This window comes from Enterobacter sp. AG326, from assembly GCF_004362415.1.
In the GTDB taxonomy this organism is placed as follows: domain Bacteria; phylum Pseudomonadota; class Gammaproteobacteria; order Enterobacterales; family Enterobacteriaceae; genus Enterobacter; species Enterobacter asburiae.
Map to the genome: position 1 here is coordinate 73519 of NZ_SNXG01000009.1, position 20988 is coordinate 94506.

The window sequence follows — 20988 nt, forward strand, 5'->3', positions numbered from 1 at the left end:
GGGTGATTTCCCTTACCCGGCCCGCTCATATTTATTAATAATAAAAACAGATATAACGATTAAAAGTCCGGGTATTCTTTATCCGTCGCGTACGTTATCGGTTTTTCAAATCCGGGAATAGTGATGCCATTCATATCAATCTTAATATCTTCCTCATTTATTCCCTGCTGTCCGAACAGATAAATGACATTCAGTTCACCCTGCGACGCCGCCTGGTCGTAGGCGTTAGCCTGACGTCGCACCTGGCGATTACGCTGCTGATAATCCGCAAACACCGCTTCCCCATAGCGTTTACGCAACCATTGATAGGTAAGCTTTGGCGAGTAAACCACCCCCGTGGCATTATTACCGCCAAAGCCTTTTGAATTAATAAAGGCGATTTGTCCCTGGTCTTCCTCTAATTTGCAGTCCTGAAGAGGAATGGTTAAGCGCGCGTTATTCACCTGCGGCGCGATGTGGGACACGCTTTTAATTCCCGGCAAAATACCATAGCGGAAGACGCCGAGGCAGCTGATTAGCTGGTCGCCGCTGGCGGGGCCCAGGGAGTGGCCGAGATACGATTTCACCGCCGTCACCGGCCAGTCGCGAATCGAAAATGCTTGCGCAACGCGGTCAAAAATATCCGCCTCGGAGACGCAATTCTTCGGCGTGCTTGAGCCATGCGCCTGAATAAACGATCCCTTCTGCACCGTCGCTATCCCGGCCATCGATACCGCAGAGGCTACGGCTTTCGCCATGGTGATGTAATTCCCCGGACCCGGCGACGCAATAGAACGTTTAAAGCCGTCAGCGTTGATGAAGACGTTCCCCACCGAACCGTGGATCTCTGCGCCAAGCTGCAGCGCCAGCTCGTCGTCCATTAGCACGACATACTGGCTGGATTCTGCGATAACAAAACCGCAGCTGTTGCCAAACGGGCGGCTGCTGTTGCGCCAGTCGGCCGTTTCCGTTTCATCAATGTGCTTAAGCTTGCTCTCCGTTGCCAGGGCGCCCATGGCATCGAAGCCTTCAATCACTTCTGAGGTGACCGGCGCTTCGGCGCTGCCAACGACGGCCACGCGAATGCGCCCCGCTTTGATATCTTCGACTGCCGCATTCAGGTTATACAGCAACGTGGCGCACGCCCCCAGCGTGGCGCTGGTATGACCGACGCTACCCAGCACATAGGCATTGAGGAAATCGGCGCACATGCTGTTCAGGCCTAGCGGGCACTGTTTGGCGCTGACGCGATGGCCTTTCAGGCGCGACTGCAGCATTCCGCCAAAGCCATAATCGTCGAGCTGCCCCATGATATTGCCCGAATAGACGCCGAGCTGATCCGGCGTGATTTTGGTCTGTACCTCTCGCCACGGGATCCCCAGCGCGTTGATGGCGTCTGACGCTCCGACAATCGCCATTTGTAACGCCCGCGGATGGAACTGCGAATTGTAATGGTCGCCCGGGCGGAATCCCTGCGGCAACAGCCCTGCAGCCTGAACCTCCGTGCGCAGCAACGCCTCAATTTTGCAGTCCATCTCTCCCTGAACGGTAATACGGACACGTCGATCCGCTAATTCTTCAACGTGCCATCCCGCCGGTAAGGGTTGAGGTAATTGTCTGGCAGAGATATTAAAACTAAGCCCCTCTTCGCCTGAAACCATATTCAATTTTGCATGGCTGGCGATAGCATCGACATCAAAATAGTCGCGCGTGATTTTTCTGATAAGGGTCCCCTCAAGCGCCTCGTCTTTTATCCTCGCGGCAGCCTGAGCAGGTGTAAATATTTTACCGGAAATATCGCGATACCCACTTTCATCATATTTAAGGACGCCCATCAGAATGGCTAACGATAATAACGTCTCCTGCCTTTCCTCTTCAGATAATGACTCGATAATCATTCGGCGAAATGCATGATGTGAAGAACTACGACCAGCTGGACCATAGCCGCCAAATGCCGTTATTACGGGTAACTTCACCATAATTTATCCTGTAGTGGTCGTGAATTTATTTCGGTAAGTAAGTGCGATAATTCCAGATATTAGTTTACAAACCACCACCAAAAGCTAATATGCAAATCCAGCCAAAATGCTGACTTTTTTGGCCAGGACAACGATGAGCTACCAAAAACAATAGTCAAAACAGGTATTAATCAAAAATGACAAATACACAAATAGGATTTGTGTTATGCGAACGCATGCTAAGTTCCGGTCTCAGTCTTCCGATTGAAATGTGGAAAGCCGCAGCCAGTAGTTATTTAGCTGAGCAAAAAACAACATCCCACGCAGACACGCACAAACCGGAGAAGTCGCCCTTCAGGCTCTGTCGCCCGGAGAGTATTCTGAAGGTGAATACCATTGGCATAAACAGCGAGCCCATCCTGACGCACAGTGGCTTTAGCATTACCGCCGATACTACACTTGCCGCAGACAGACACTATGACGTTATCTATCTTCCGGCCCTTTGGCGCAATCCTCGCGGCGTGGTCAGACAACAGCCTGAACTTCTGGAATGGCTGACCGAGCAGGCCGCGCGAGGAACCCGCATCGCCGCCGTCGGAACGGGCTGCTGTTTTCTGGCGGAGTCGGGACTGCTCGACGGGAAACCCGCCACTACCCACTGGCACTACTTCAAACAATTCTCGCGCGACTACCCCGCCGTAAAATTACAAACAAAACATTTTCTCACTCAGGCCGATAATATTTACTGCGCCGCAAGCGTTAAGGCCCTGTCAGACCTGACGATCCATTTTATAGAAACGATATACGGGAAACGTGTAGCCACACATACTCAACGGACATTTTTCCATGAAATTCGTAGCCAGTTTGAACGCCAATGTTACAGTGAAGAAAACAAGCCCCATCCGGATGAAGATGTTATTCAAATTCAAATCTGGATAAAAGCTAACTGCGCTTCGGATATATCCATGCAAAGTCTTGCAGATATGGCCGGCATGAGTTTGCGCAACTTTAATCGCCGCTTTAAAAATGCCACCGACATGTCTCCTCTGCAGTATTTATTAACCACCAGAATTGAATCCGCCATGACAATGCTGCAATCCACCAATCTTTCCATTCAGGAGATCGCGAATGCGGTTGGATATCAGGATATTGCGCACTTTAATCGCCAGTTTAAGCATAAAACAACAGTTTCACCGGGGGATTACCGTAAGACCGTCCGGGCAAAGATGTTTAGTGCATAAACGCCGGTCATCTCTGATAATGAAAAGATGACCACGAGGAGGCTCAACGTGCAAGGCGTACCGGAACAGTTTAATGATGAAAGAGACAGCGCGCGCTTTCGCCATCTGGCACAGCTGCCGGGCCTGGAGCTTTATCACGCGCATATTTCTGACTACGCCTTTGAGCCTCACACCCATGAAGCCTTCGGGATCGGCACGATTGAAACCGGTGCCGAACGCTTTCGCTATCGCGGCACCCAGCATCTCGCGGCGGAAAAATCCGTCGTCACCATGAACCCGGACGAGATCCATACCGGCGAATCCGCCACCGAAGGCGGCTGGCGCTACCGGATGGTCTATATCGAACCCGACCTGCTGGAAGAGGTGACCGGCCTCCGGCACTGGTGGTTTAGCGATGTCACGCGTCATGACCCGCTGCGCTCGCAGCAAATCGGCAGGCTGATTTACGGCCTGTGGCACACGGACGATCCGCTTGCGCAAAAAGGATTACTGCTGGATCTGATTGAGACCTTCCGGCCGCTGGCCCATCACGCGCCGGTGATTCAGGAAGGCGCGCACCGCTTCGAACGCGTACGCGAGTATCTGCACGACAACTATATGCGCGCCCTGACGCTGGACGAGCTGGCCAGCGTCGTATCGCTCAGCCCGTACCATTTCCAGCGCCAGTTCAAAGCCCATTTTCACGTTACGCCGCACCAGATGCTGATGGCCATTCGCCTCTGGCGCGCCAAAGCGTTCCTCACCCACGGCATGCCCGCCGCCGAAGTGGCAGCCGCGACCGGGCTGACCGACCAGTCCCATTTAACCCGCGCGTTTACCCACCGCTACGGCATTACGCCCGTGCGCTACCAGAAGCAGGTCACCCGGCGCTAATGCGCAACCTCATACAATACGCGCGCATTTTGCCCTCCTACACTGCCTACAGCGTAAATACCTGTGGATGGAAAAATGATTAGTGGAGTGTTATATGCCCTGCTGGCCGGGATGATGTGGGGGCTGATTTTTGTCGGCCCGCTGATCGTGCCCGAGTATCCGGCAATACTGCAGTCGACCGGACGTTATCTGGCGCTGGGGCTGATTGCCCTGCCTCTGGCGTGGCTGGGACGCGCACGCCTGCGTCAGCTCAGCCGTCAGGACTGGGGCACCGCGCTGGCGCTGACCATGATGGGCAATCTTATCTACTACGTTTGCCTCGCGAGTGCCATTCAGCGTACCGGTGCGCCGGTATCTACCATGATTATCGGCACGCTGCCGGTCGTTATCCCCGTCTTTGCTAACCTGCTCTACAGCCACCGCGATGGCAAACTGGCGTGGTCAAAAATGATACCGGCGCTGGTATGCACCGCCGTGGGGCTGGTATGCGTCAATATTGCCGAGCTGCGTCATGGGCAGGCGGATGTGGACCTGTGGCGTTACGGTTCTGGTATTGTGCTGGCGTTCATTTCCGTAGCGTGCTGGGCATGGTATGCCCTGCGCAACGCGCGCTGGCTGCGGGAGAACCCGGACAAGCACCCGATGATGTGGGCGACGGCGCAGGCGCTTGTCACGCTGCCCGTCTCGCTGGTGGGATATGCCGGGGCGTGCATCTGGTTAGGCCATCAACAGCCAGACTTCGCCCAGCCCTTCGGGCCAAGACCCTGGGTGTTTATCGGCCTGATGGTTGCGATTGCGGTGCTGTGCTCATGGGTGGGCGCGCTGTGCTGGAACATTGCCAGCCAGAAGCTGCCAACGGTGATTTTAGGGCCGCTGATTGTCTTCGAAACCCTGGCCGGACTGCTTTATACCTTCCTGATGCGTCAGAGCGTGCCGCCGCTATTTACGGCCTGCGGGATCGCGCTGCTGGTGGTGGGAGTGGTGATGGCGGTAAGAGCGAAGCCGGAAAAACCGAGGGTCGTTCCGGCGTCGGAGGTGTGAGCATTGCCCAGCGGCGCTGCGCTTGCAGGGCCTACAAAACCGTAGGCCCGGTAAGGCGTAACCGCCACCGGGCAAGTCCTTAAAACGTTTCCCAGTTCCCTTCAGACGCCGCCGCTGCGGGCTGCGCTTTTGGCACATAGGTTTTCACCGGCGCCGCTTTTACCGCCTGGTTGCGGGTGATTTTGAACACCGCCACCGCTTCGTTCAGGCGTGCAGCCTGATCTTCCAACGCCGCCGCCGCGGCCGCGGACTCCTCTACCAGCGAGGCGTTCTGCTGGGTCACGCGGTCCATCTCGGCTACCGCCTGGCCTACCTGGTCAATACCGCGGCTCTGCTCGTCAGAGGCCGAGGCAATTTCGCCCATGATGTCGGTGACGCGGGTGACTGCATTAACGATCTCTGCCATCGTCTCCCCGGCTTCGTTAACCAGCTGGGAGCCCGCGTTCACGCGCTCGCCGGAATCATCGATCAGCGCTTTGATCTCTTTCGCCGCCTGGGCGCTGCGCTGAGCGAGAGTACGCACTTCCCCTGCCACCACCGCAAAACCACGGCCCTGCTCGCCCGCGCGCGCCGCTTCAACCGCCGCGTTTAGCGCCAGGATGTTAGTCTGGAAGGCAATACCGTCGATCACGTTAGTAATTTGCGCGATTTTACTGGAACTAGTGGCGATTTCGTCCATTGTACGCACCACGCCTTCCACCACGTTACCGCCCTTCTTCGCCGTTGAGGAGGCGTCCAGCGCCAGACGGGAAGCCTGACGCGCGTTATCGGCGTTCTGCTTCACGGTTGCCGTCAGCTGTTCCATGCTGGCTGCCGTCTCTTCCAGAGACGCGGCCTGCTGCTCGGTACGGGAAGAGAGGTCATTACTGCCCGCAGAGATTTCGCCTGCACCGGTGTAAATCGTATCTGCGCCTTCACGCACCACGCCCACGGTGTTCGCCAGCGAGGTCTGCATCTCCTGAACGTTGCGCGCCAGGATAGCCATTTCGTTCTTACCTTCAGCCTGAATCGGCTGGGTTAAATCCCCTGCCGCAATGGCGCGAATATGGTTAATCACCTCTTCCAGAGGCAGCAGCAGCACGCGGCGCATGGCTACCCAGCTGGAAATAATCACCACAATCACCAGCAGCATAACCGCAGAGAGGATCCACAGAATGCGCCTGTAGTCGCTTTCATTGTCCTGGATACCTTTATCGGTAAGCGTTGCCTGCGCTTCGCGCCATTCACGGTAAACCGTCTGCATCGCGTTTTGCTTTTGCTCTGCATTCTGCTTGAACATATCTTCCAGATTGCCCTGGCTCAGCAGAACGTTCATTTGCGTCAGCGTTGCAGAGTAAATGCGGTACTGCTCTTCCAGACGATTGGCCAGGTTCTCGTCCAGGCCCGGCGTATTTGGCAGGGCATAGTATTTATCGTAATGGACCTGTGCATCGGCGAGCAGATTTTTCGCCGTGTTGACCAGCTCATTAAGCTGCCCACCGTTAATCTGAGAGGCCATGCTGCTTTGCAGACGCAGCATCCCGCGGTTCAGCGTTACGCGCGCCTGGTTCAGACTGATCCACGCATCGGTAAACTCCGCCACGTTCTTGCTGGAAAGCTGCGACACGGTGAAGTTGTCTTTATCGTTATTCAGCGCGTTGATAAAGATACCGGCGGAAATCACTTGCATGATACCGAGCACAAGCAGCACCGAAATCAGAAGGGTAATGACTTTTATACGTTTAAACATGCGTTGCCTTTGTTATATGCAGGTTTGTCTGACGTGGATATATCGGCAGGCGCGGCGGGTTGTTTACTGTTTCTACACCTTTAAAAAGTTTCTAAACCACTTTCCTATGTCCATTCAGAGAGTTAAATGGGGTATTTTTTTGTGATCTGCTTCTCACTTTCCCCCTTGCCTCTAAAGGGTTATAGCGCTGGCTTAAAGATGCATTTAATATGCATCTTATATTATTGATGACGAGGTAACTGCTATGGCCTTTCGCGACCAACCCCTTGGCGAGCTGGCGCTCTCCATTCCTCGCGCTTCTGCGCTGTTTCGGAAATACGATATGGATTACTGCTGCGGCGGTAAGCAAACCCTGGCACGTGCGGCCTCGCGCAAAGAGCTGGACGTTGAGGTGATTGAAGCAGAGCTGGCGCTGCTGGCCGAGCAGCCCGTCGACAAAGACTGGCGAACCGCCCCGCTCGCTGAAATCATCGACCATATCATCGTGCGATACCATGACCGTCACCGTGAACAGCTGCCGGAGCTGATCCTGCAGGCAACCAAAGTCGAGCGCGTCCATGCCGACAAACCTTCCGTACCGCGCGGCCTGGCGAAGTACCTGACCCTGCTGCACGAAGAGCTTTCCAGCCATATGATGAAAGAAGAGCAGATCCTCTTCCCGATGATTAAGCAGGGAATGGGAGGCCAGGCGATGGGGCCTATCAGCGTGATGGAAAGCGAGCACGATGATGCGGGTGAACTGCTGGAAGTGATCAAACACACCACCCACAACGTCACGCCGCCGCCAGAAGCGTGCACAACGTGGAAAGCGATGTACAACGGCATTAACGAAATGATCGACGACCTGATGGAACACATCAGTCTTGAGAACAACGTTCTGTTCCCGCGGGCATTAGCTGGGGAATAAAAAAGGCCGCTGCGGCCTGATGCCCTCACCCCGGCCCTCTCCCACGGGGAGAGGGTGCAAAAACTAAAAACGGCAACCGAAGTTGCCGTTTTGCTTTTACCTTATGCCTGCCATACGTTTCTTACCGATAAACACCCAGCCCAGCCCCAGCGCGATAAACCACAGCGGCGTGACGATGAGTGCCTGACGGGTATCATCTTCCAGCGTGAGCAGAACCAGCACGAAGACGAAGAACGCCATGCACACCCAGCACATCAGCTTGCCCAGCGGCATCTTGTAGATCGATTTTTCATGCAGGTGCGGGCGCTGCTTGCGGTACACCAGGTATGAACAGAGGATGATGGTCCAGACGAACATAAACAGGATCGCAGAGACCGTGGTGATCATGGTGAACGCGCCAATCACGCTTGGGTTCACGTAGAGCATCACCACGCCGCCCAGCAGGCACATGCAGGAGAAGGTCAACCCTTTTGCCGGTACCGCGCGCTTCGACAGCTTGGCGAACGCGCTCGGCGCCACGCCTTCCTGTGCCAGGCCAAACAGCATACGGCTGGTGGAGAACACGCCGCTGTTCGCGGAAGACGCCGCAGAGGTCAGCACCACGAAGTTAATCAGGCTCGCGGCGGCAGGCAGGCCTACCAGCACGAACAGCTCAACGAACGGGCTCTTGGTTGGCACCACGGAGCTCCACGGCGTCACGGACATAATGATGATCAGCGCAAAGACGTAGAACATGATGATACGCAGCGGAATAGAGTTAATCGCGCGCGGGAGAGACTTCTCGGGATCTTTGGTCTCCGCTGCCGTCGTGCCCACCAGCTCGATGCCCACAAAAGCAAATACCGCGATCTGGAAGCCGGCAAAGAAGCCGCTAATACCTTTCGGGAACCAGCCGCCGTCATTCCACAGATGGGTAAACGACGCCTGCACGCCCGTTGGCGACTGGAAGTGGGTGAGCACCATCACCAGACCCACGACGATAAGCCCGACAATCGCCACGATTTTGATCATCGCGAACCAGAACTCCATCTCACCGAACATTTTAACGGTGGCGAGGTTAAGGCTCAGCAGCAGGACGATAACCGCCAGCGAGGCAACCCAGTCCGACAGCCCCGGGAACCAGAACTGCGCGTAGGCGGTAATCGCCACGACGTCCGCCATACCGGTGACGACCCAGCAGAACCAGTAGGTCCAGCCGGTGAAATAGCCCGCCCACGGCCCGAGCAGGTCAGAAGCGAAGTCGCTAAAGGATTTGTATTCGAGGTTCGAGAGCAGCAATTCACCCATTGCACGCATCACGAAGAAGAGCATAAAACCGATGATCATATAAACGAAGATGATCGACGGCCCGGCGAGACTGATGGTTTTGCCTGACCCCATAAACAGCCCGGTACCGATGGCACCCCCAATCGCAATGAGCTGAATATGACGGTTTGTGAGATTGCGCCGTAGCGACTGTTCAGACGTCGCCTCTTCTGTAGCGGCGACTTTGACCTGATCTACCATGTAATTTTCCTGTTTATGCCTGTCTGTGTTGTTAAGGCTCTTCTGGCCTTTAAAAACGTCAAAAAATGACGGTCCCTTTGTAAGGGTTTATCGATATTAGGTAAGAATCGGCGGGATGAATACTATGATTTAGATATTATGTTAATAATATGTTGAAAGTGAGTGTCATATCACTCATACAGCGCGAAACAGCTCACAAAAATACACGCAACAGTTTCATTTGCAAGATAAAATATTGATTACGTCGTAACTATAGGTTTTAACACTATTTTCCTCTCCCCAACCGGGGAGAGGAAATAAGAAAAGTCGATTACAGAATTTCCAGCAGCTCGACTTCAAAGACCAGGGTGCTGAATGGCGGAATGGACGCGCCAGCGCCGCGCTCGCCGTAGGCCAGGTTATGCGGGATAGTCAGTTCCCATTTGGAACCCACTGGCATCAGGGTCAGAGCTTCGATCCAGCCTGCGATCACGCCGTTGACCGGGAACTCAGCCGGTTCACCGCGCGCCACGGAGCTGTCGAACACGGTACCATCGATCAGTTTACCGGTGTAATGCACGCGAACGTGATCGGTACGCGCCGGGATTGCGCCGTCGCCCTGATTGATCACGCGGAACTGCAGACCGGATTCGGTGCTGTTCACGCCTTCACGCTCACGGTTCTCTTCCATATATTTCACACCTTCGGCCGCCATCTCTTCGAAGCGCGCGCGACGCACGGCGTCAGCACGTTCGTGGATTTCACGCAGCGCACGGTGCACAACGTCTACCGGAACGGCAGGCTGTTTGCCTTCCAGCGCGTCAGCGATACCCGCCACCAGCGCTTCTGGTAACAGACCTTCCAGGCCGGATTCGCTCAGCTGCTGTCCTACCTGCAAGCCGATACCGTAACTTGCCTGCGCTTCGATAGTGTCAAAAGTCGGGGTGGTCATGGGTTTTCCTTCCATCACATTTAAAGTAGCGGGCAGCATATCAGCCATGCCCTTATGGGTAAAACTTTGTCTGAAGTTAAGGTGACAAACCGCGACGAAACAGAAACAATAGAGATAACCAGGATTAATCCCGAACTGATGTCACGGATGTCGGGTTTACTACGCCGTTCAGGCAGTTAGCAAACTATACTTCGGGGCACAGGATAAAAAATACGCGGAGCAGGAGGAGTGCCATGCCCGGGCGATTTGAACTGAAACCTACCCTGGCGAAAATCTGGCAGGCGCCGGACAATTTTCGCATCATGGACCCGCTGCCTCCTCTGCATCGCAGAGGGATCATCATTGGCGCGCTGATGGTGATCGTGGGCTTCCTGCTTCCTTCCGGGGGCGATGATATTGATACCGCACCCGTCACCCGCAATGCCCAACTGGACATTCAGTCGCAGACGCGGCCTCAGCCTGACGCACAGCCGATGCAGACGCAGCTCGTTACCCCGTCTAACGATCCGGGTCAGGTCGCGCCGGTTGAGCCAGAACCTATTCAGGATGAACAGCCGCAGGATCAAGCCGCCGCCCCGTCTCAGCCTCAGGCGCAACAGCCCACCGGCATTGAGCAACAGTGGCGTTCTTATCGCGTAGAGCCGGGTAAAACTCTGGCACAGCTGTTCCGCGACCACAACCTGCCGCCAACCGACGTGTATGCCATGGCGAAGGTGGAAGGTGCGGGTAAACCGCTCAGTAACCTGCAGAATGGTCAGATGGTACAGATTCGCCAGAATGCCAGCGGGGTGGTGACAGGGTTAACGATTGATACGGGAAGTGGACAACAGGTACTGTTTACCCGCCAGCCAGACGGCAGTTTTATCAGGGCGCGCTAAAGCCCGGTTCTCTAAAAAGCAAAACGCCGGCACAAGGCCGGCGTTTCAACGTGAGCAGAGTAAAAAATTACTCAGCTACAACGTTAACAACCAGTTTAGCGAACACTTCGCTGTGAACCTGGAAGTCAACTTCGTGCTCACCAGTGGTACGCAGAACGCCGTTCGGCAGACGAACTTCGCTCTTAGCCACTTTAACGCCTGCTGCAGAAACTGCATCAGCGATATCGCGGGTACCGATGGAACCGAACAGTTTACCTTCGTCGCCTGATTTAGACGCGATGGTAACGGTGCCCAGTGCGTTGATTGCTTCAGCGCGAGCGTTAGCAGCCGCCAGAACGTCAGCCAGTTTGGCTTCCAGTTCAGCGCGACGTGCTTCGAAAAACTCTACGTTTTTCTTGGTAGCTGGAACAGCTTTACCCTGTGGAACCAGGAAGTTACGTGCGTAACCCGCTTTAACGTTAACCTGATCACCCAGGCTGCCCAGGTTTGCTACTTTATCAAGCAGAATAACTTGCATTACCTTATCCTCTTAAAGTCGTATTAATGGACCGTGCCCGATTACTGATGACGATCAGTGTACGGCAGCAGGGACAGGTAGCGAGCGCGTTTGATAGCGCGAGCCAGCTGACGCTGGTATTTTGCACGAGTACCGGTGATACGGCTTGGGACAATCTTACCGCTTTCGGTGATGTAGTTTTTCAGCGTTGCGATATCTTTATAGTCGATCTCTTGAACGCCTTCCGCGGTGAAACGGCAGAACTTGCGACGACGGAAATAACGTGCCATATGGCTAGTCTCCAGAATCTATCAAATCAATCTGCTCGGCATGCAGAACCATTTTGCTCAGGCCGTTCTTTGCCTTGTGGCAAGAGATGAACCCCTGAACGATTACTGCGCTACCGACCGTTAAACTGTGAGTAATGGCCTGGTTTTCGTGTCCGCTAATAATAACGGGCATTTGGCACCACGCCTGCCGGTGAAACCCGGCTTCCTCTTGCACAGAACGATGCTCAAGCACGAACTGGCAATGCGGAATTCCTGATGGACTGACCTTTCGAAGGGGAGCCCTGCATACGATGCCGGACAACGCCAGACGGTTGGTCATCAGAAATTACTCTTCAGAATCCCCAGCATCAGAATCATCTGCGGTTTCGTTTGCGAAATCATCGCGACGCTCACGGCGCTCGTCTTTCGCTTTAACCATCGGAGATGCTTCGGTAACTGCGTTTTTGGTACGCATAACCATGCTGCGGATAACGGCATCGTTGAAGCGGAAGGTAGTTTCCAGCTCATCGATCACTTCCTGCGGCGCTTCAACGTTCATCAGAACGTAGTGTGCTTTGTGCAGTTTGTTGATCGGGTAAGCCAGCTGACGGCGGCCCCAGTCTTCCAGACGGTGGATCGTACCTTCTGCACCAGTGATGGCAGCAGAGTAACGCTCGATCATACCCGGAACCTGTTCGCTCTGGTCAGGATGGACCATAAAAACGATTTCGTAATGACGCATCGAATTGCTCCTTACGGATTATTCAGCCTCCTGTCTGGGTCAGCCGAGGCCCGGGGAGGCAAGGAACGTGTTAAAGGTCGGCTGAAAAATTGACGCGTCATAATACTTGCGCGCCCCTGGAAACTCAAGCTGATTGCACAAATAATTCGCACAAAGCGCGAAGCGGGTCTAAGTGGGTGATTTAAAATTAGTCACACCCGGAAACGATGTTTTTTTGAACAAGTGCATCAGAAATGGTCACGCATCCCCGCCGGATGAGTGATTACACTTTAATCAGAGATCGCCTGAATTAAAGAAGGAGCATCCCCCCTCTCGCAGCACGTAGTCGTGGAGCGCATATCATGAAAAAAATCGCATTAGCCATAATGGCGGCGCTTTTGCTCAGTGCAAACGCGATGGCAGCCATCAAGATAGACAGCCGACAGGCCAGAAACATGGATGATGTGCAAAGCTTGGGCGTAATTTACATCAATCATAATTTCGCCACGGAAAGTGAAGCAGATCAGGCATTAAACGCAGAAACCGATGCGCAGGGCGCAACCTATTACCACGTGATGTTAACCCGTGAGCCCGGCAGCAACGGCAACATGCACGCCCGTGCAGATATTTACCGATAACGCTTTAACGCTAGCACCAGGAAAGCCAACAACGAGAACATAGCCATAGATGACGTTGCCCCCTGCCCGGGGGCTTTTTTTTGTGAATGGCTCCGGAATACTACCGGTCAAATAGCCCCTCAAAGATCCTCCACAAGCGGGAAGATAAGGACATCAAAGTCCTGCGCGTTTACAGGTGCTGGCGGAAAAACGCCACCGTGGCGTCCAGCGCCGTTGGCGTAATGCGGTGGCGGACGCCCGGTTCCCACAGGCAGGTCAGATTACCGTCCAGCCCTTCATTCATTAACGCCTGCTGCAGACGGAAGGTTCCCTCGGGCGGGACCACATCATCCGCGTCACCGTGCCACAGCAGCAGCGGGCGCTCGGCCACGCGCGGCAATGCCCGGGTCACTTCCCACTCTGCCAGCGTCGCGGTCATTTTCGTTAAATCCTGAGGGGGGAAAAGGGTCTTCGCCAGCGAAGTAAAGTAACCCGAGCCCATCAGACAGGCGACAGACTTCACTTCAGGATGATGCGTCATAATCCCCAGCGCCGTCATACCGCCCATCGATGCCCCGGCTACCGCCAGACGATTGTCGGCCACCAGCCCAGCCTCATAAAGCGCATCGCGCAGCCCGGCAAACTCGGTCAGGCTCCCGTGCAGAATCTGCCAGAACTGCCCCAGCCGCGCCTGTTCATTACCCGTAAAGCGTGCGCCGTGGTCGGGTGCATCTGGCATCACCACGCGAAAACCCGCCTGCGCCAGCGCTACCGCAAAATAACTGTAAACCAGCTTCGATGAGGTAAACCCATGATAAAAAACCACAACAGGCAGCGGTTTATCACGTTTACCCGCTGGCATCGCGTGTAAAATTTCATGGTCGCCGAGGTGGCGTATTTCAATTTCAATCATTGTCGACCCTGTGCGAATCTATGATTCATAATGTTGAGAACTGGATTACGCTTTCGCGTCATTTTCATTCGAAATATACGTACCAGATAACACTTCGGGAACATTCCCCCAAAACTAAATTCACAGACAACTACACTATGGCTATCAGGAAACGAGATATGGTTATGCGCAGGTTTGCTGCTTTATTGCTGGTGTTTCTGCTGAGTGGCTGTAGCGCGCTGCAGGGAACGCCGCAACCCGCTCCACCGGTCGCCGATCATCCACAGGAGATTCGTCGTAATCAGACGGAAGGATTACAACGAATGGGCACCATCTCCGCGCTGGTTCGCGGCTCTCCGGATGACGCAGAATCGGCAATAAAAGCACAGGCCGTCGCCGCCAAAGCAGATTATTACGTCATCATTATGATCGACGAAACCATCATAACGGGACAGTGGTATTCACAGGCCATTTTGTACCGTAAATAATGGTTTTCCTTTGAACGAGATTTACACTGCTTTGCGTCCATAGACATTTTCCTGTCCACAATAAACTCCACGCCCGCATCAATGGAAGGGAGTTTATTAGCGAAGGATTGCCCGGCGGATACCGGATATATGTGAAATGGAGCTGACGATGAAACGAACTCTTGCTTTGACCTCACTGTTGCTCTCAGCAGGCCTGCTGAGCACCACCGCGCAGTCAGCAGAATTCGCCAGTGCTGATTGCGTGACTGGCCTGAATGAAATTGGCCAGATCTCCGTGAATAATATCTCGGGGAGCCCGCAAGACGTTGAACGTGTCGTGGCATTAAAGGCCGATGAGCAGGGTGCTTCATGGTATCGCATCATCCAGATGCAGGAAGATAACCATATCGATCGCTGGCGGGTACAGGCCATTCTCTACGTGTAATCTCCCTTCTGATAAAAGCCACTTACTTTTAGTGGCTTTTCGTTTTTGCAAATTTTTTATCTTATATAAAACCAATAAAGAACAATTAAATAACATTTTGTTACATTAAAACAGTAAACGTAATCCCCGCTCTGCCGTTGAAGAACCATAACTTTTCAATGATGAGCAATTTATGATCAACTTTTTCCGCCGTGCGGGCCTGGGGTCGAAACTCTCGCTGCTAACTGGCGTCAGTGTCGCCACGCTGTTTCTGCTATTCACTTTTCTGCTCAGCCAAAAAGCCAGCCAGCAGCTTGAAGCCCTTGCGGTCGAAGATCTGCATAATCAGTCCACCGGCATGGTCGACATGGTGCAGATGTTTAATACCAGCCTGAGTGAAGAGGTTGAGAGCTATACCCGTCTGTTTACCACCTTTTTACCGCAGCCCCTGAACATTGATACTTCCCAAACCCAGACGATTAACGGGCTCAGCGTTCCGCTTCTGAAAGGCGGAGACACCGGGCTGCATGAAAATAACACCCTTTCGGACGAGTTCCTGAACCGTACGGGAGCCATTTCGACGCTGTTTGTACGCAGCGGTAACGACTTTGTTCGCGTAGCCACTTCCCTGCGCAAAGAGAACGGCGATCGGGCAATGGGCACCGTTCTGGATAACGCCAGCCCGGCCTTTGCTGCCGTCAACAAAGGTGAAGTCTACCGCGGCCTGGCGCTGCTGTTCGGCAAACGCTACATCACCCAGTACCAGCCCGTTAAAAATGCCGAAGGGCAGGTCATTGCGATTGTCTTTGTCGGGGTGGACATCACCCACTCCTGGGACGTCATGCGCGAGAAAATCCTCAACCGCCGCCTGGGCGAGAGCGGTCACTTCTTCGTTCTGGATCGCAGCAACGGCAAAACGCGCGGGCAATACCTGTTCCATGCCAGCGAAGAGGGAAAACTGCCGAAGTGGGACGGCGCGACGCAGCAGCAGCTTCTGGGTGACAAACCCGGCACGCTGGAGCGTACAAGCGACGACGGCCGGACGCTGAAAATGGCGTATACCCCGCTGCCGGGCTGGAACTGGACGATCGTGGGCGAAGTGGATAAATCGGTGCTGCTCTCAAGCGTTACCGCCATGCGCGATCGCTTCCTGCTGGCCGGCGTGGTCTTATCCATCCTTTTTGCTGGCCTGTTCGTGGTCATTATTCGCCGCGTGCTGACCCGTCCACTGCGCAACGTTATCCATCTTGCCCGACAATATGCCGCAGGGGATCTCCGTTCCAGCCTGCCCGTGACCCGCCAGGACGAAGTCGGCCAGCTGATCGATGCTATCAACGGCATCGGCGGCGGCCTGCAAAAAATTGTCCTGCAGGTTCGTGAGGCAGCAGGCGAGATCCATTTGGGCACCAACGCGCTGGCAGCCGACACTGGCGAGATTTCAGAGCAGATCAACAAGCAGGCCAGCAGCGTGGAAGAGACGTCTGCCAGCATGGAGCAGCTGGCCGCCACCGTTCAGCAAAATGCCGCCAATATGGAGCAAACGCAGCAGCTGGTGGGTGAAACCTCGCTCGCGGTCCATCAGGGCGGTGAAACGGTCACCCACGCGGTGTCGACCATGGACGACATTCGCGAAGCGTCAAAACGCATCGAAGACATCACGCGCGTGATCGAGTCCATTGCCTTCCAGACCAATATTCTGGCGCTGAATGCGGCAGTGGAAGCGGCCCGCGCAGGCGAGCACGGAAAAGGGTTTGCGGTTGTCGCGCAGGAAGTTCGCGCGCTGGCGGGACGCAGCGCTAACGCGGTGAAGGAGATTGAACAGCTAATTGGCGATACGCTCAGAAAAGTGAGTGAGGGTCATGCGCTGTCTGAACAGACGCGCCTGGCGATGGATGACATCATCATTCATATCGATAACATCAGCCAGCTGGTCACCGAGATTAACCATGCCTCACGCGAGCAGTCCGCCGGGATCGGCCAGGTGAACCTCGCCATGACCCATATTGGCGAAGCGTCGCATATCAATGCCGATCGCATCTCACGCAGCGAACAAACCGCTCAAACGCTGCGCGAGAAGGGTTCACACCTGACTCAGCTGGTGAGTCTGTTCCAGTTAAAAGGCTAGCCAACTCTGCCCGTCGCACGCAGCAGCAGGTCGCTTTGCACCTGCTCGCTCATCAGCGTACCGCCACGGGTGTCCAGCATCATGCGGCACCACGCCTGCGCCACCGGGGGCGATGCGTGCCGCAGCATCTGGCTTCCGGTACCCAGCAAGAAAAGCTGCTGCGCGATCTCCCGGCCCTGCGCCTCCTGAGGTTTACGCAGTTTTTGCTGAAGCTGTCGCCAGCTGCGGTCGAAGTGTCTGTCCTGCCCTTTCACCTGCGCAAACTCGTCGGCAAGCAGATCGTGAATACCCGGCTGCTTCGCCAGCACGCGCAGCACGTCCAGGCACATGATATTTCCCGATCCTTCCCAAATACTGTTCACCGGCATCTCGCGGTACAGGCGGGGAAGTTCGCTCTCTTCGCAATATCCGATCCCGCCCAGCACCTCCATCGCCTCCGCGACAAACGGGATGCCCGCTTTACAGACGCTAAATTTCGCCGCCGGGGTAAACAGCCGCGCCCAGGCGGCCTCCTGCGGATCGGCACGCTTGTCCCACGCGCGGGCCAGGCGGAACAGCAGCGCCGTGTGCCCCTCCAGCACCAGCGCCATCCGGCTTAGCACTTCGCGCATTAACGGCTGATCGATGAGATTTTTGCCGAAGGTTTGACGCTGATGGGCATGGTACAGCGCCACCGAAAGCGCCCGACGCATCAGTCCGTGGCTGCCCAGCGCGCAGTCAAAGCGCGTCAGACCGCCCATTTTGAGGATCTGCCGTACCCCTTCGCCCTCTTCCCCCAGCAGCCAGCCAGAGGCATCAAGAAACTCCGCCTCGCTGCTGGCGTTGGAGCGGTTCCCGAGCTTGTCCTTGAGGCGCTCAAGACGCACGGCGTTGCGCTGTCCGTCAGGCAAAAAGCGCGGCACAAAAAAGCAGGATAGCCCGCCCTTCGCCTGGGCCAGCACCAGATGCGCATCGCTTTGCGGGACGGAGAAAAACCATTTATGCCCCACCAGCCTGTAGCTGCCGTCGCTGCATTTTTCCGCTTTGGTGGTGTTGCTGAGCACGTCCGAGCCGCCCTGCTTTTCCGTCATCCCCATGCCAATCAGCAGGCCGCGCTTTTGCGCACCGGGGGCCAGATGCGGATCGTAGCGATCGCTGAGCAGCGGCGTCAGCCAGTCGTGAAATGCTTTGGGGAGCGCCTGCTGCAGCAGCGGCGTGGCGGCGAACGTCATGGTGACCGGGCAAAGCGTGCCCGCCTCCACCTGAGCATGAAGCACAAAGCGTGCGGCCCGAGCGACAAACGACCCTTTACGCGCCTCCTCTTCCCACGCCAGGTTATGCACGCGGTTGGCGCAAAGCCCCTGCATCAGCAGATGCCATGCCGGATGAAAACGCACGTCGTCCAGCCGCTCTCCGGTGGCGTCATAGCGTAACAGCTCGGGCGGGTTGACGTTTGCCAACCGGCCCAGCTCCAGCGACTCCGCGGTGCCTAACTGCTGTCCGATGCTGGCGAGCAGCTCAATATCCCACTCGGCCCCTTCACGCGCGACCGCATCGCGCAGGGCGCAGTCCGAGAGGAAAAGGTTGCTGTTGGAAAGCGGTGCAGGTTGATTGAAAACGGTATGGGTCTGCCAGTGCATGCTGTCTCCCTCCTTCAGTGGCAATGACGATAAGTATGGACAGACCGCGCGCACGCTGCATGGGAGGGGAGTCACACGTTCACGATCCCGCTGATATCATTCGTGAAATAGCTCACAGAACATAAGAATAAACTATTTCATGACTTCGCTTTTGTTGAATAATTTATTCTTACCCTTTTCAGTGAGGATCGTTATGCAACCGGATGCGCACAAGCGAGCATTAATTGCAGGCTCCATTGGTAACTTTATCGAGTGGTATGAGTTTGCGGTCTACGGTTTTCTGGCGACCGTCATTGCGAAAAACTTCTTCCAGCTTGAAGGAGAAGCGGGGCTGACCAGCCTGATCCTCACCTACGCCTCGTTTGCCATCGCCTTCTTCTTCCGCCCGCTGGGTGCGGTGGTGTTTGGCCGCATCGGCGACCGGATTGGCCGTAAGCCGACGCTAATCATTGTGCTGGTATTGATGACGCTCGCTACCGCCGCCATCGGCGTTGTGCCGGTCTATGCCAGCATCGGGATTGCCGCGCCGCTCATTATTACGCTGCTGCGCATCCTGCAGGGGCTGTTCGCGGGCGGCGAGTACGGCGGTGCGGTCTCGCTGATGACGGAGTTCGCCCCGCGCGGCAAGCGTGGGCTCTATGGCGCGTGGCAGTCCTTTACCGTGGCGCTGGGGCTTTTAGCAGGCGCAGGCATCGTGGCGCTGCTCTCCGCCCTTCTCACGCCTGAAGCCCTGCACGACTGGGGCTGGCGCATTCCTTTCTTCCTGGCGCTGCCCATGGGCATCGTTGCGCTGTGGCTTCGGGTCAGCATGGAGGAAACGCCCAGCTTCGTGCAGCAGCAGGATAAACCGGCTGTCGCTGAGGCGGATACTGCCGCCACGCTCCGGGCCATCGTGATGGGGATTGGGCGCGTCATGGTCTGGTCTGCGGCGGGGTACACCTACCTGGTGATTATGCCGACCTATCTGCAGTCGGCGCTGCACACCGGGTTTAACCAGGCGCTGCTGATAGCGGTGATTTCGAATATTGGTTTTGCACTCACCATCATTCCGTCGGGGATCCTGAGCGACCGGATCGGGCGCCGCACGGTAATGATTATCGCCACCGCGCTGCTGCTGATCCTCGCCCTGCCGCTGCTGAAAATCCTGCAGGCGGAGTCGAGCACGCTGGCGGTGAAGGCTGGTGTGGTACTGATTGCGGGCGGTCTGGTAGGAATGCTGGCGGGGCCGGGCCCGGCGATGCTGTCTGAGATGTTCCCGACGCGCGTGCGCTATACGGGGCTGGGGCTGGCCTACTCGTTGTCGAACGCGATTTTCTCGGGATGCGCAGGGCTAATCATTACCGGGCTGATTAAGCAGACGGGCAACCTGGATATTCCGGCGTATTACGTGATGGCGACGGCGGTAGTAAGTATTTTCGCGCTGATGACGCTGAGGAAGGATGACCATTTGCGGTCGCTGGAGGAGTGAGTTTTTCACCGTCTGGTGCCCTCACCCCGCCCATTTCCCACAAGGGAGAGGGAAAAAACACAAAAGGCCGTCCTGTGGACGGCCTTGCTGTTTATTCTCCGCGCTGACGCACCGCTTCAAACAGGCAGATGCCCGTCGCAACGGAAACGTTCAGGGACGACACGCTGCCCGCCATCGGGATGCTGATCAGCTCGTCGCAGTGCTCGCGGGTGAGACGACGCATGCCTTCGCCTTCCGCACCCATCACCAGCGCCAGACGGCCGGTCATTTTGCTCTGGTACAGAGTATGATCCGCTTCACCGGCGGTACCGACGATCCAGATATTCTCTTCCTGCAGCAGACGCATGGTGCGCGCGAGGTTGGTCACACGGATCAGCGGAACGTTTTCCGCCGCGCCGCAGGCCACCTTCTTCGCCGTCGCGTTCAGCTGCGCGGAGCGATCTTTCGGCACGATCACCGCGTGCACGCCCGCCGCATCGGCGCTACGCAGGCACGCGCCGAGGTTGTGCGGATCGGTTACGCCATCGAGGATCAGGAAGAACGGATTCTCGAGCTCGGCAATCAGATCCGGCAGATCGTTTTCCTGATACTGTCGACCCGGCTTCACTCGGGCAATGATCCCCTGGTGCACCGCGCCTTCGCTTTTCTCATCCAGGAACTGGCGGTTCGCCAGCTGAATCACCACGCCCTGCGCTTCCAGCGCGTGGATCAGCGGCATCAGACGCTTATCTTCACGCCCTTTCAGAATAAACACTTCCTGAAAACGCTCCGGTGCGCGCTCGAGAAGGGCCTGCACCGCGTGGATGCCGTAAATCATTTCACTCATTGATGGTTCTCGTAATAAGTA

At 55.7% G+C, this 20988-nt stretch carries 21 protein-coding genes; 10 read left to right on the forward strand and 11 right to left on the reverse strand.

From position 1 onward, the window contains the following. Positions 1–59: 59 nt before the first annotated feature. Entirely contained in the window at positions 60–1958 is a 1899-nt protein-coding gene (locus tag DFO52_RS20325; RefSeq protein WP_133551088.1) for a beta-ketoacyl synthase, read from the reverse strand. Between the two features lie 176 nt (positions 1959–2134). Here DFO52_RS20325 and DFO52_RS20330 point away from each other — a divergent pair, with 176 nt between their 5' ends. From DFO52_RS20330 to DFO52_RS20340, 3 genes are all read left to right on the forward strand, one after another. Further along, positions 2135–3178: a helix-turn-helix domain-containing protein gene (locus tag DFO52_RS20330; RefSeq protein ID WP_230863526.1), complete on the forward strand. Its 1044-nt coding sequence runs from the start codon at positions 2135–2137 to the stop codon at positions 3176–3178. A 48-nt stretch (positions 3179–3226) separates the two neighbouring features. Next, positions 3227–4051 (forward strand): AraC family transcriptional regulator, encoded by an 825-nt coding sequence (locus DFO52_RS20335; protein ID WP_023310154.1) that lies wholly within the window; start codon positions 3227–3229, stop codon positions 4049–4051. 75 nt (positions 4052–4126) lie between these two features. Next, on the forward strand, positions 4127–5092 hold the full coding sequence (locus tag DFO52_RS20340) for a DMT family transporter (RefSeq protein WP_029741946.1): 966 nt from the start codon (positions 4127–4129) through the stop codon (positions 5090–5092). 79 nt (positions 5093–5171) lie between these two features. Here the strand turns inward: DFO52_RS20340 and DFO52_RS20345 are convergent, their stop codons facing one another. After that, positions 5172–6821, reverse strand: a complete 1650-nt coding sequence (locus DFO52_RS20345) for a methyl-accepting chemotaxis protein (protein ID WP_133551089.1) — start codon at positions 6819–6821, stop codon at positions 5172–5174. Positions 6822–7065: 244 nt separating this feature from the next. Here DFO52_RS20345 and ytfE point away from each other — a divergent pair, with 244 nt between their 5' ends. After that, positions 7066–7728 carry an iron-sulfur cluster repair protein YtfE gene (gene ytfE / locus DFO52_RS20350; protein WP_054829815.1) on the forward strand — a complete coding sequence of 221 codons (663 nt, stop codon included), beginning with the start codon at positions 7066–7068 and terminating at the stop codon, positions 7726–7728. A gap of 96 nt (positions 7729–7824) precedes the next feature. Here ytfE and cycA read toward each other — a convergent pair whose 3' ends face one another. Then, complete coding sequence (gene cycA, locus DFO52_RS20355) at positions 7825–9234, reverse strand: D-serine/D-alanine/glycine transporter (RefSeq protein ID WP_029740380.1); 1410 nt, start codon at positions 9232–9234, stop codon at positions 7825–7827. Positions 9235–9544: 310 nt separating this feature from the next. Continuing rightward, complete coding sequence (gene fklB, locus DFO52_RS20360) at positions 9545–10165, reverse strand: FKBP-type peptidyl-prolyl cis-trans isomerase (protein ID WP_208110479.1); 621 nt, start codon at positions 10163–10165, stop codon at positions 9545–9547. 233 nt (positions 10166–10398) lie between these two features. On the opposite strand from fklB, the gene DFO52_RS20365 reads away from it, so the two are divergent. Beyond that, the gene (locus DFO52_RS20365; protein ID WP_133551090.1) at positions 10399–11043 is read left to right on the forward strand and encodes an OapA family protein; all 645 of its coding nucleotides are present in this window, start codon (positions 10399–10401) and stop codon (positions 11041–11043) included. A 67-nt stretch (positions 11044–11110) separates the two neighbouring features. Here the strand turns inward: DFO52_RS20365 and rplI are convergent, their stop codons facing one another. The 4 genes from rplI to rpsF are packed head-to-tail and all read right to left on the reverse strand — an operon-like array spanning position 11111 to position 12550. Continuing rightward, complete coding sequence (rplI, locus tag DFO52_RS20370) at positions 11111–11560, reverse strand: 50S ribosomal protein L9 (protein ID WP_023310148.1); 450 nt, start codon at positions 11558–11560, stop codon at positions 11111–11113. Between the two features lie 41 nt (positions 11561–11601). Further along, the gene (gene rpsR, locus DFO52_RS20375) at positions 11602–11829 is read right to left on the reverse strand and encodes a 30S ribosomal protein S18 (RefSeq protein ID WP_000135199.1); all 228 of its coding nucleotides are present in this window, start codon (positions 11827–11829) and stop codon (positions 11602–11604) included. A 4-nt stretch (positions 11830–11833) separates the two neighbouring features. Beyond that, positions 11834–12148, reverse strand: coding sequence for a primosomal replication protein N (priB, locus tag DFO52_RS20380; protein WP_008502895.1), 315 nt, complete (start codon positions 12146–12148; stop codon positions 11834–11836). A 6-nt stretch (positions 12149–12154) separates the two neighbouring features. Continuing rightward, complete coding sequence (gene rpsF / locus DFO52_RS20385; RefSeq protein WP_014068637.1) at positions 12155–12550, reverse strand: 30S ribosomal protein S6; 396 nt, start codon at positions 12548–12550, stop codon at positions 12155–12157. 341 nt (positions 12551–12891) lie between these two features. Between rpsF and yjfY the strand changes: the two genes are divergently transcribed. Further along, positions 12892–13167 carry a DUF1471 family protein YjfY gene (gene yjfY / locus DFO52_RS20390; protein WP_133551091.1) on the forward strand — a complete coding sequence of 92 codons (276 nt, stop codon included), beginning with the start codon at positions 12892–12894 and terminating at the stop codon, positions 13165–13167. 169 nt (positions 13168–13336) lie between these two features. On the opposite strand, the gene yjfP is transcribed toward yjfY, so the two are convergent. After that, the gene (gene yjfP, locus DFO52_RS20395) at positions 13337–14059 is read right to left on the reverse strand and encodes an esterase (RefSeq protein WP_133551092.1); all 723 of its coding nucleotides are present in this window, start codon (positions 14057–14059) and stop codon (positions 13337–13339) included. A 137-nt stretch (positions 14060–14196) separates the two neighbouring features. Here yjfP and bsmA point away from each other — a divergent pair, with 137 nt between their 5' ends. The 3 genes from bsmA to DFO52_RS20410 all read left to right on the forward strand — a co-directional run bounded on the left by bsmA (position 14197) and on the right by DFO52_RS20410 (position 17054). Beyond that, positions 14197–14526: a biofilm peroxide resistance protein BsmA gene (gene bsmA / locus DFO52_RS20400; RefSeq protein ID WP_029740376.1), complete on the forward strand. Its 330-nt coding sequence runs from the start codon at positions 14197–14199 to the stop codon at positions 14524–14526. 148 nt (positions 14527–14674) lie between these two features. Then, positions 14675–14950 (forward strand): DUF1471 family protease activator YjfN, encoded by a 276-nt coding sequence (yjfN, locus tag DFO52_RS20405; protein ID WP_029740375.1) that lies wholly within the window; start codon positions 14675–14677, stop codon positions 14948–14950. A 172-nt stretch (positions 14951–15122) separates the two neighbouring features. Beyond that, entirely contained in the window at positions 15123–17054 is a 1932-nt protein-coding gene (locus DFO52_RS20410) for a methyl-accepting chemotaxis protein (RefSeq protein ID WP_133551093.1), read from the forward strand. On the opposite strand, the gene DFO52_RS20415 is transcribed toward DFO52_RS20410, so the two are convergent. Then, complete coding sequence (locus DFO52_RS20415) at positions 17051–18673, reverse strand: isovaleryl-CoA dehydrogenase (protein WP_133551094.1); 1623 nt, start codon at positions 18671–18673, stop codon at positions 17051–17053. The two genes, DFO52_RS20410 and DFO52_RS20415, sit on opposite strands and share 4 nt — an antisense overlap. A gap of 193 nt (positions 18674–18866) precedes the next feature. Here DFO52_RS20415 and DFO52_RS20420 point away from each other — a divergent pair, with 193 nt between their 5' ends. Further along, on the forward strand, positions 18867–20141 hold the full coding sequence (locus DFO52_RS20420) for an MFS transporter (protein ID WP_133551095.1): 1275 nt from the start codon (positions 18867–18869) through the stop codon (positions 20139–20141). Positions 20142–20232: 91 nt separating this feature from the next. Here the strand turns inward: DFO52_RS20420 and rlmB are convergent, their stop codons facing one another. Continuing rightward, complete coding sequence (gene rlmB, locus DFO52_RS20425) at positions 20233–20967, reverse strand: 23S rRNA (guanosine(2251)-2'-O)-methyltransferase RlmB (RefSeq protein ID WP_028015258.1); 735 nt, start codon at positions 20965–20967, stop codon at positions 20233–20235. Positions 20968–20988: the final 21 nt, after the last annotated feature.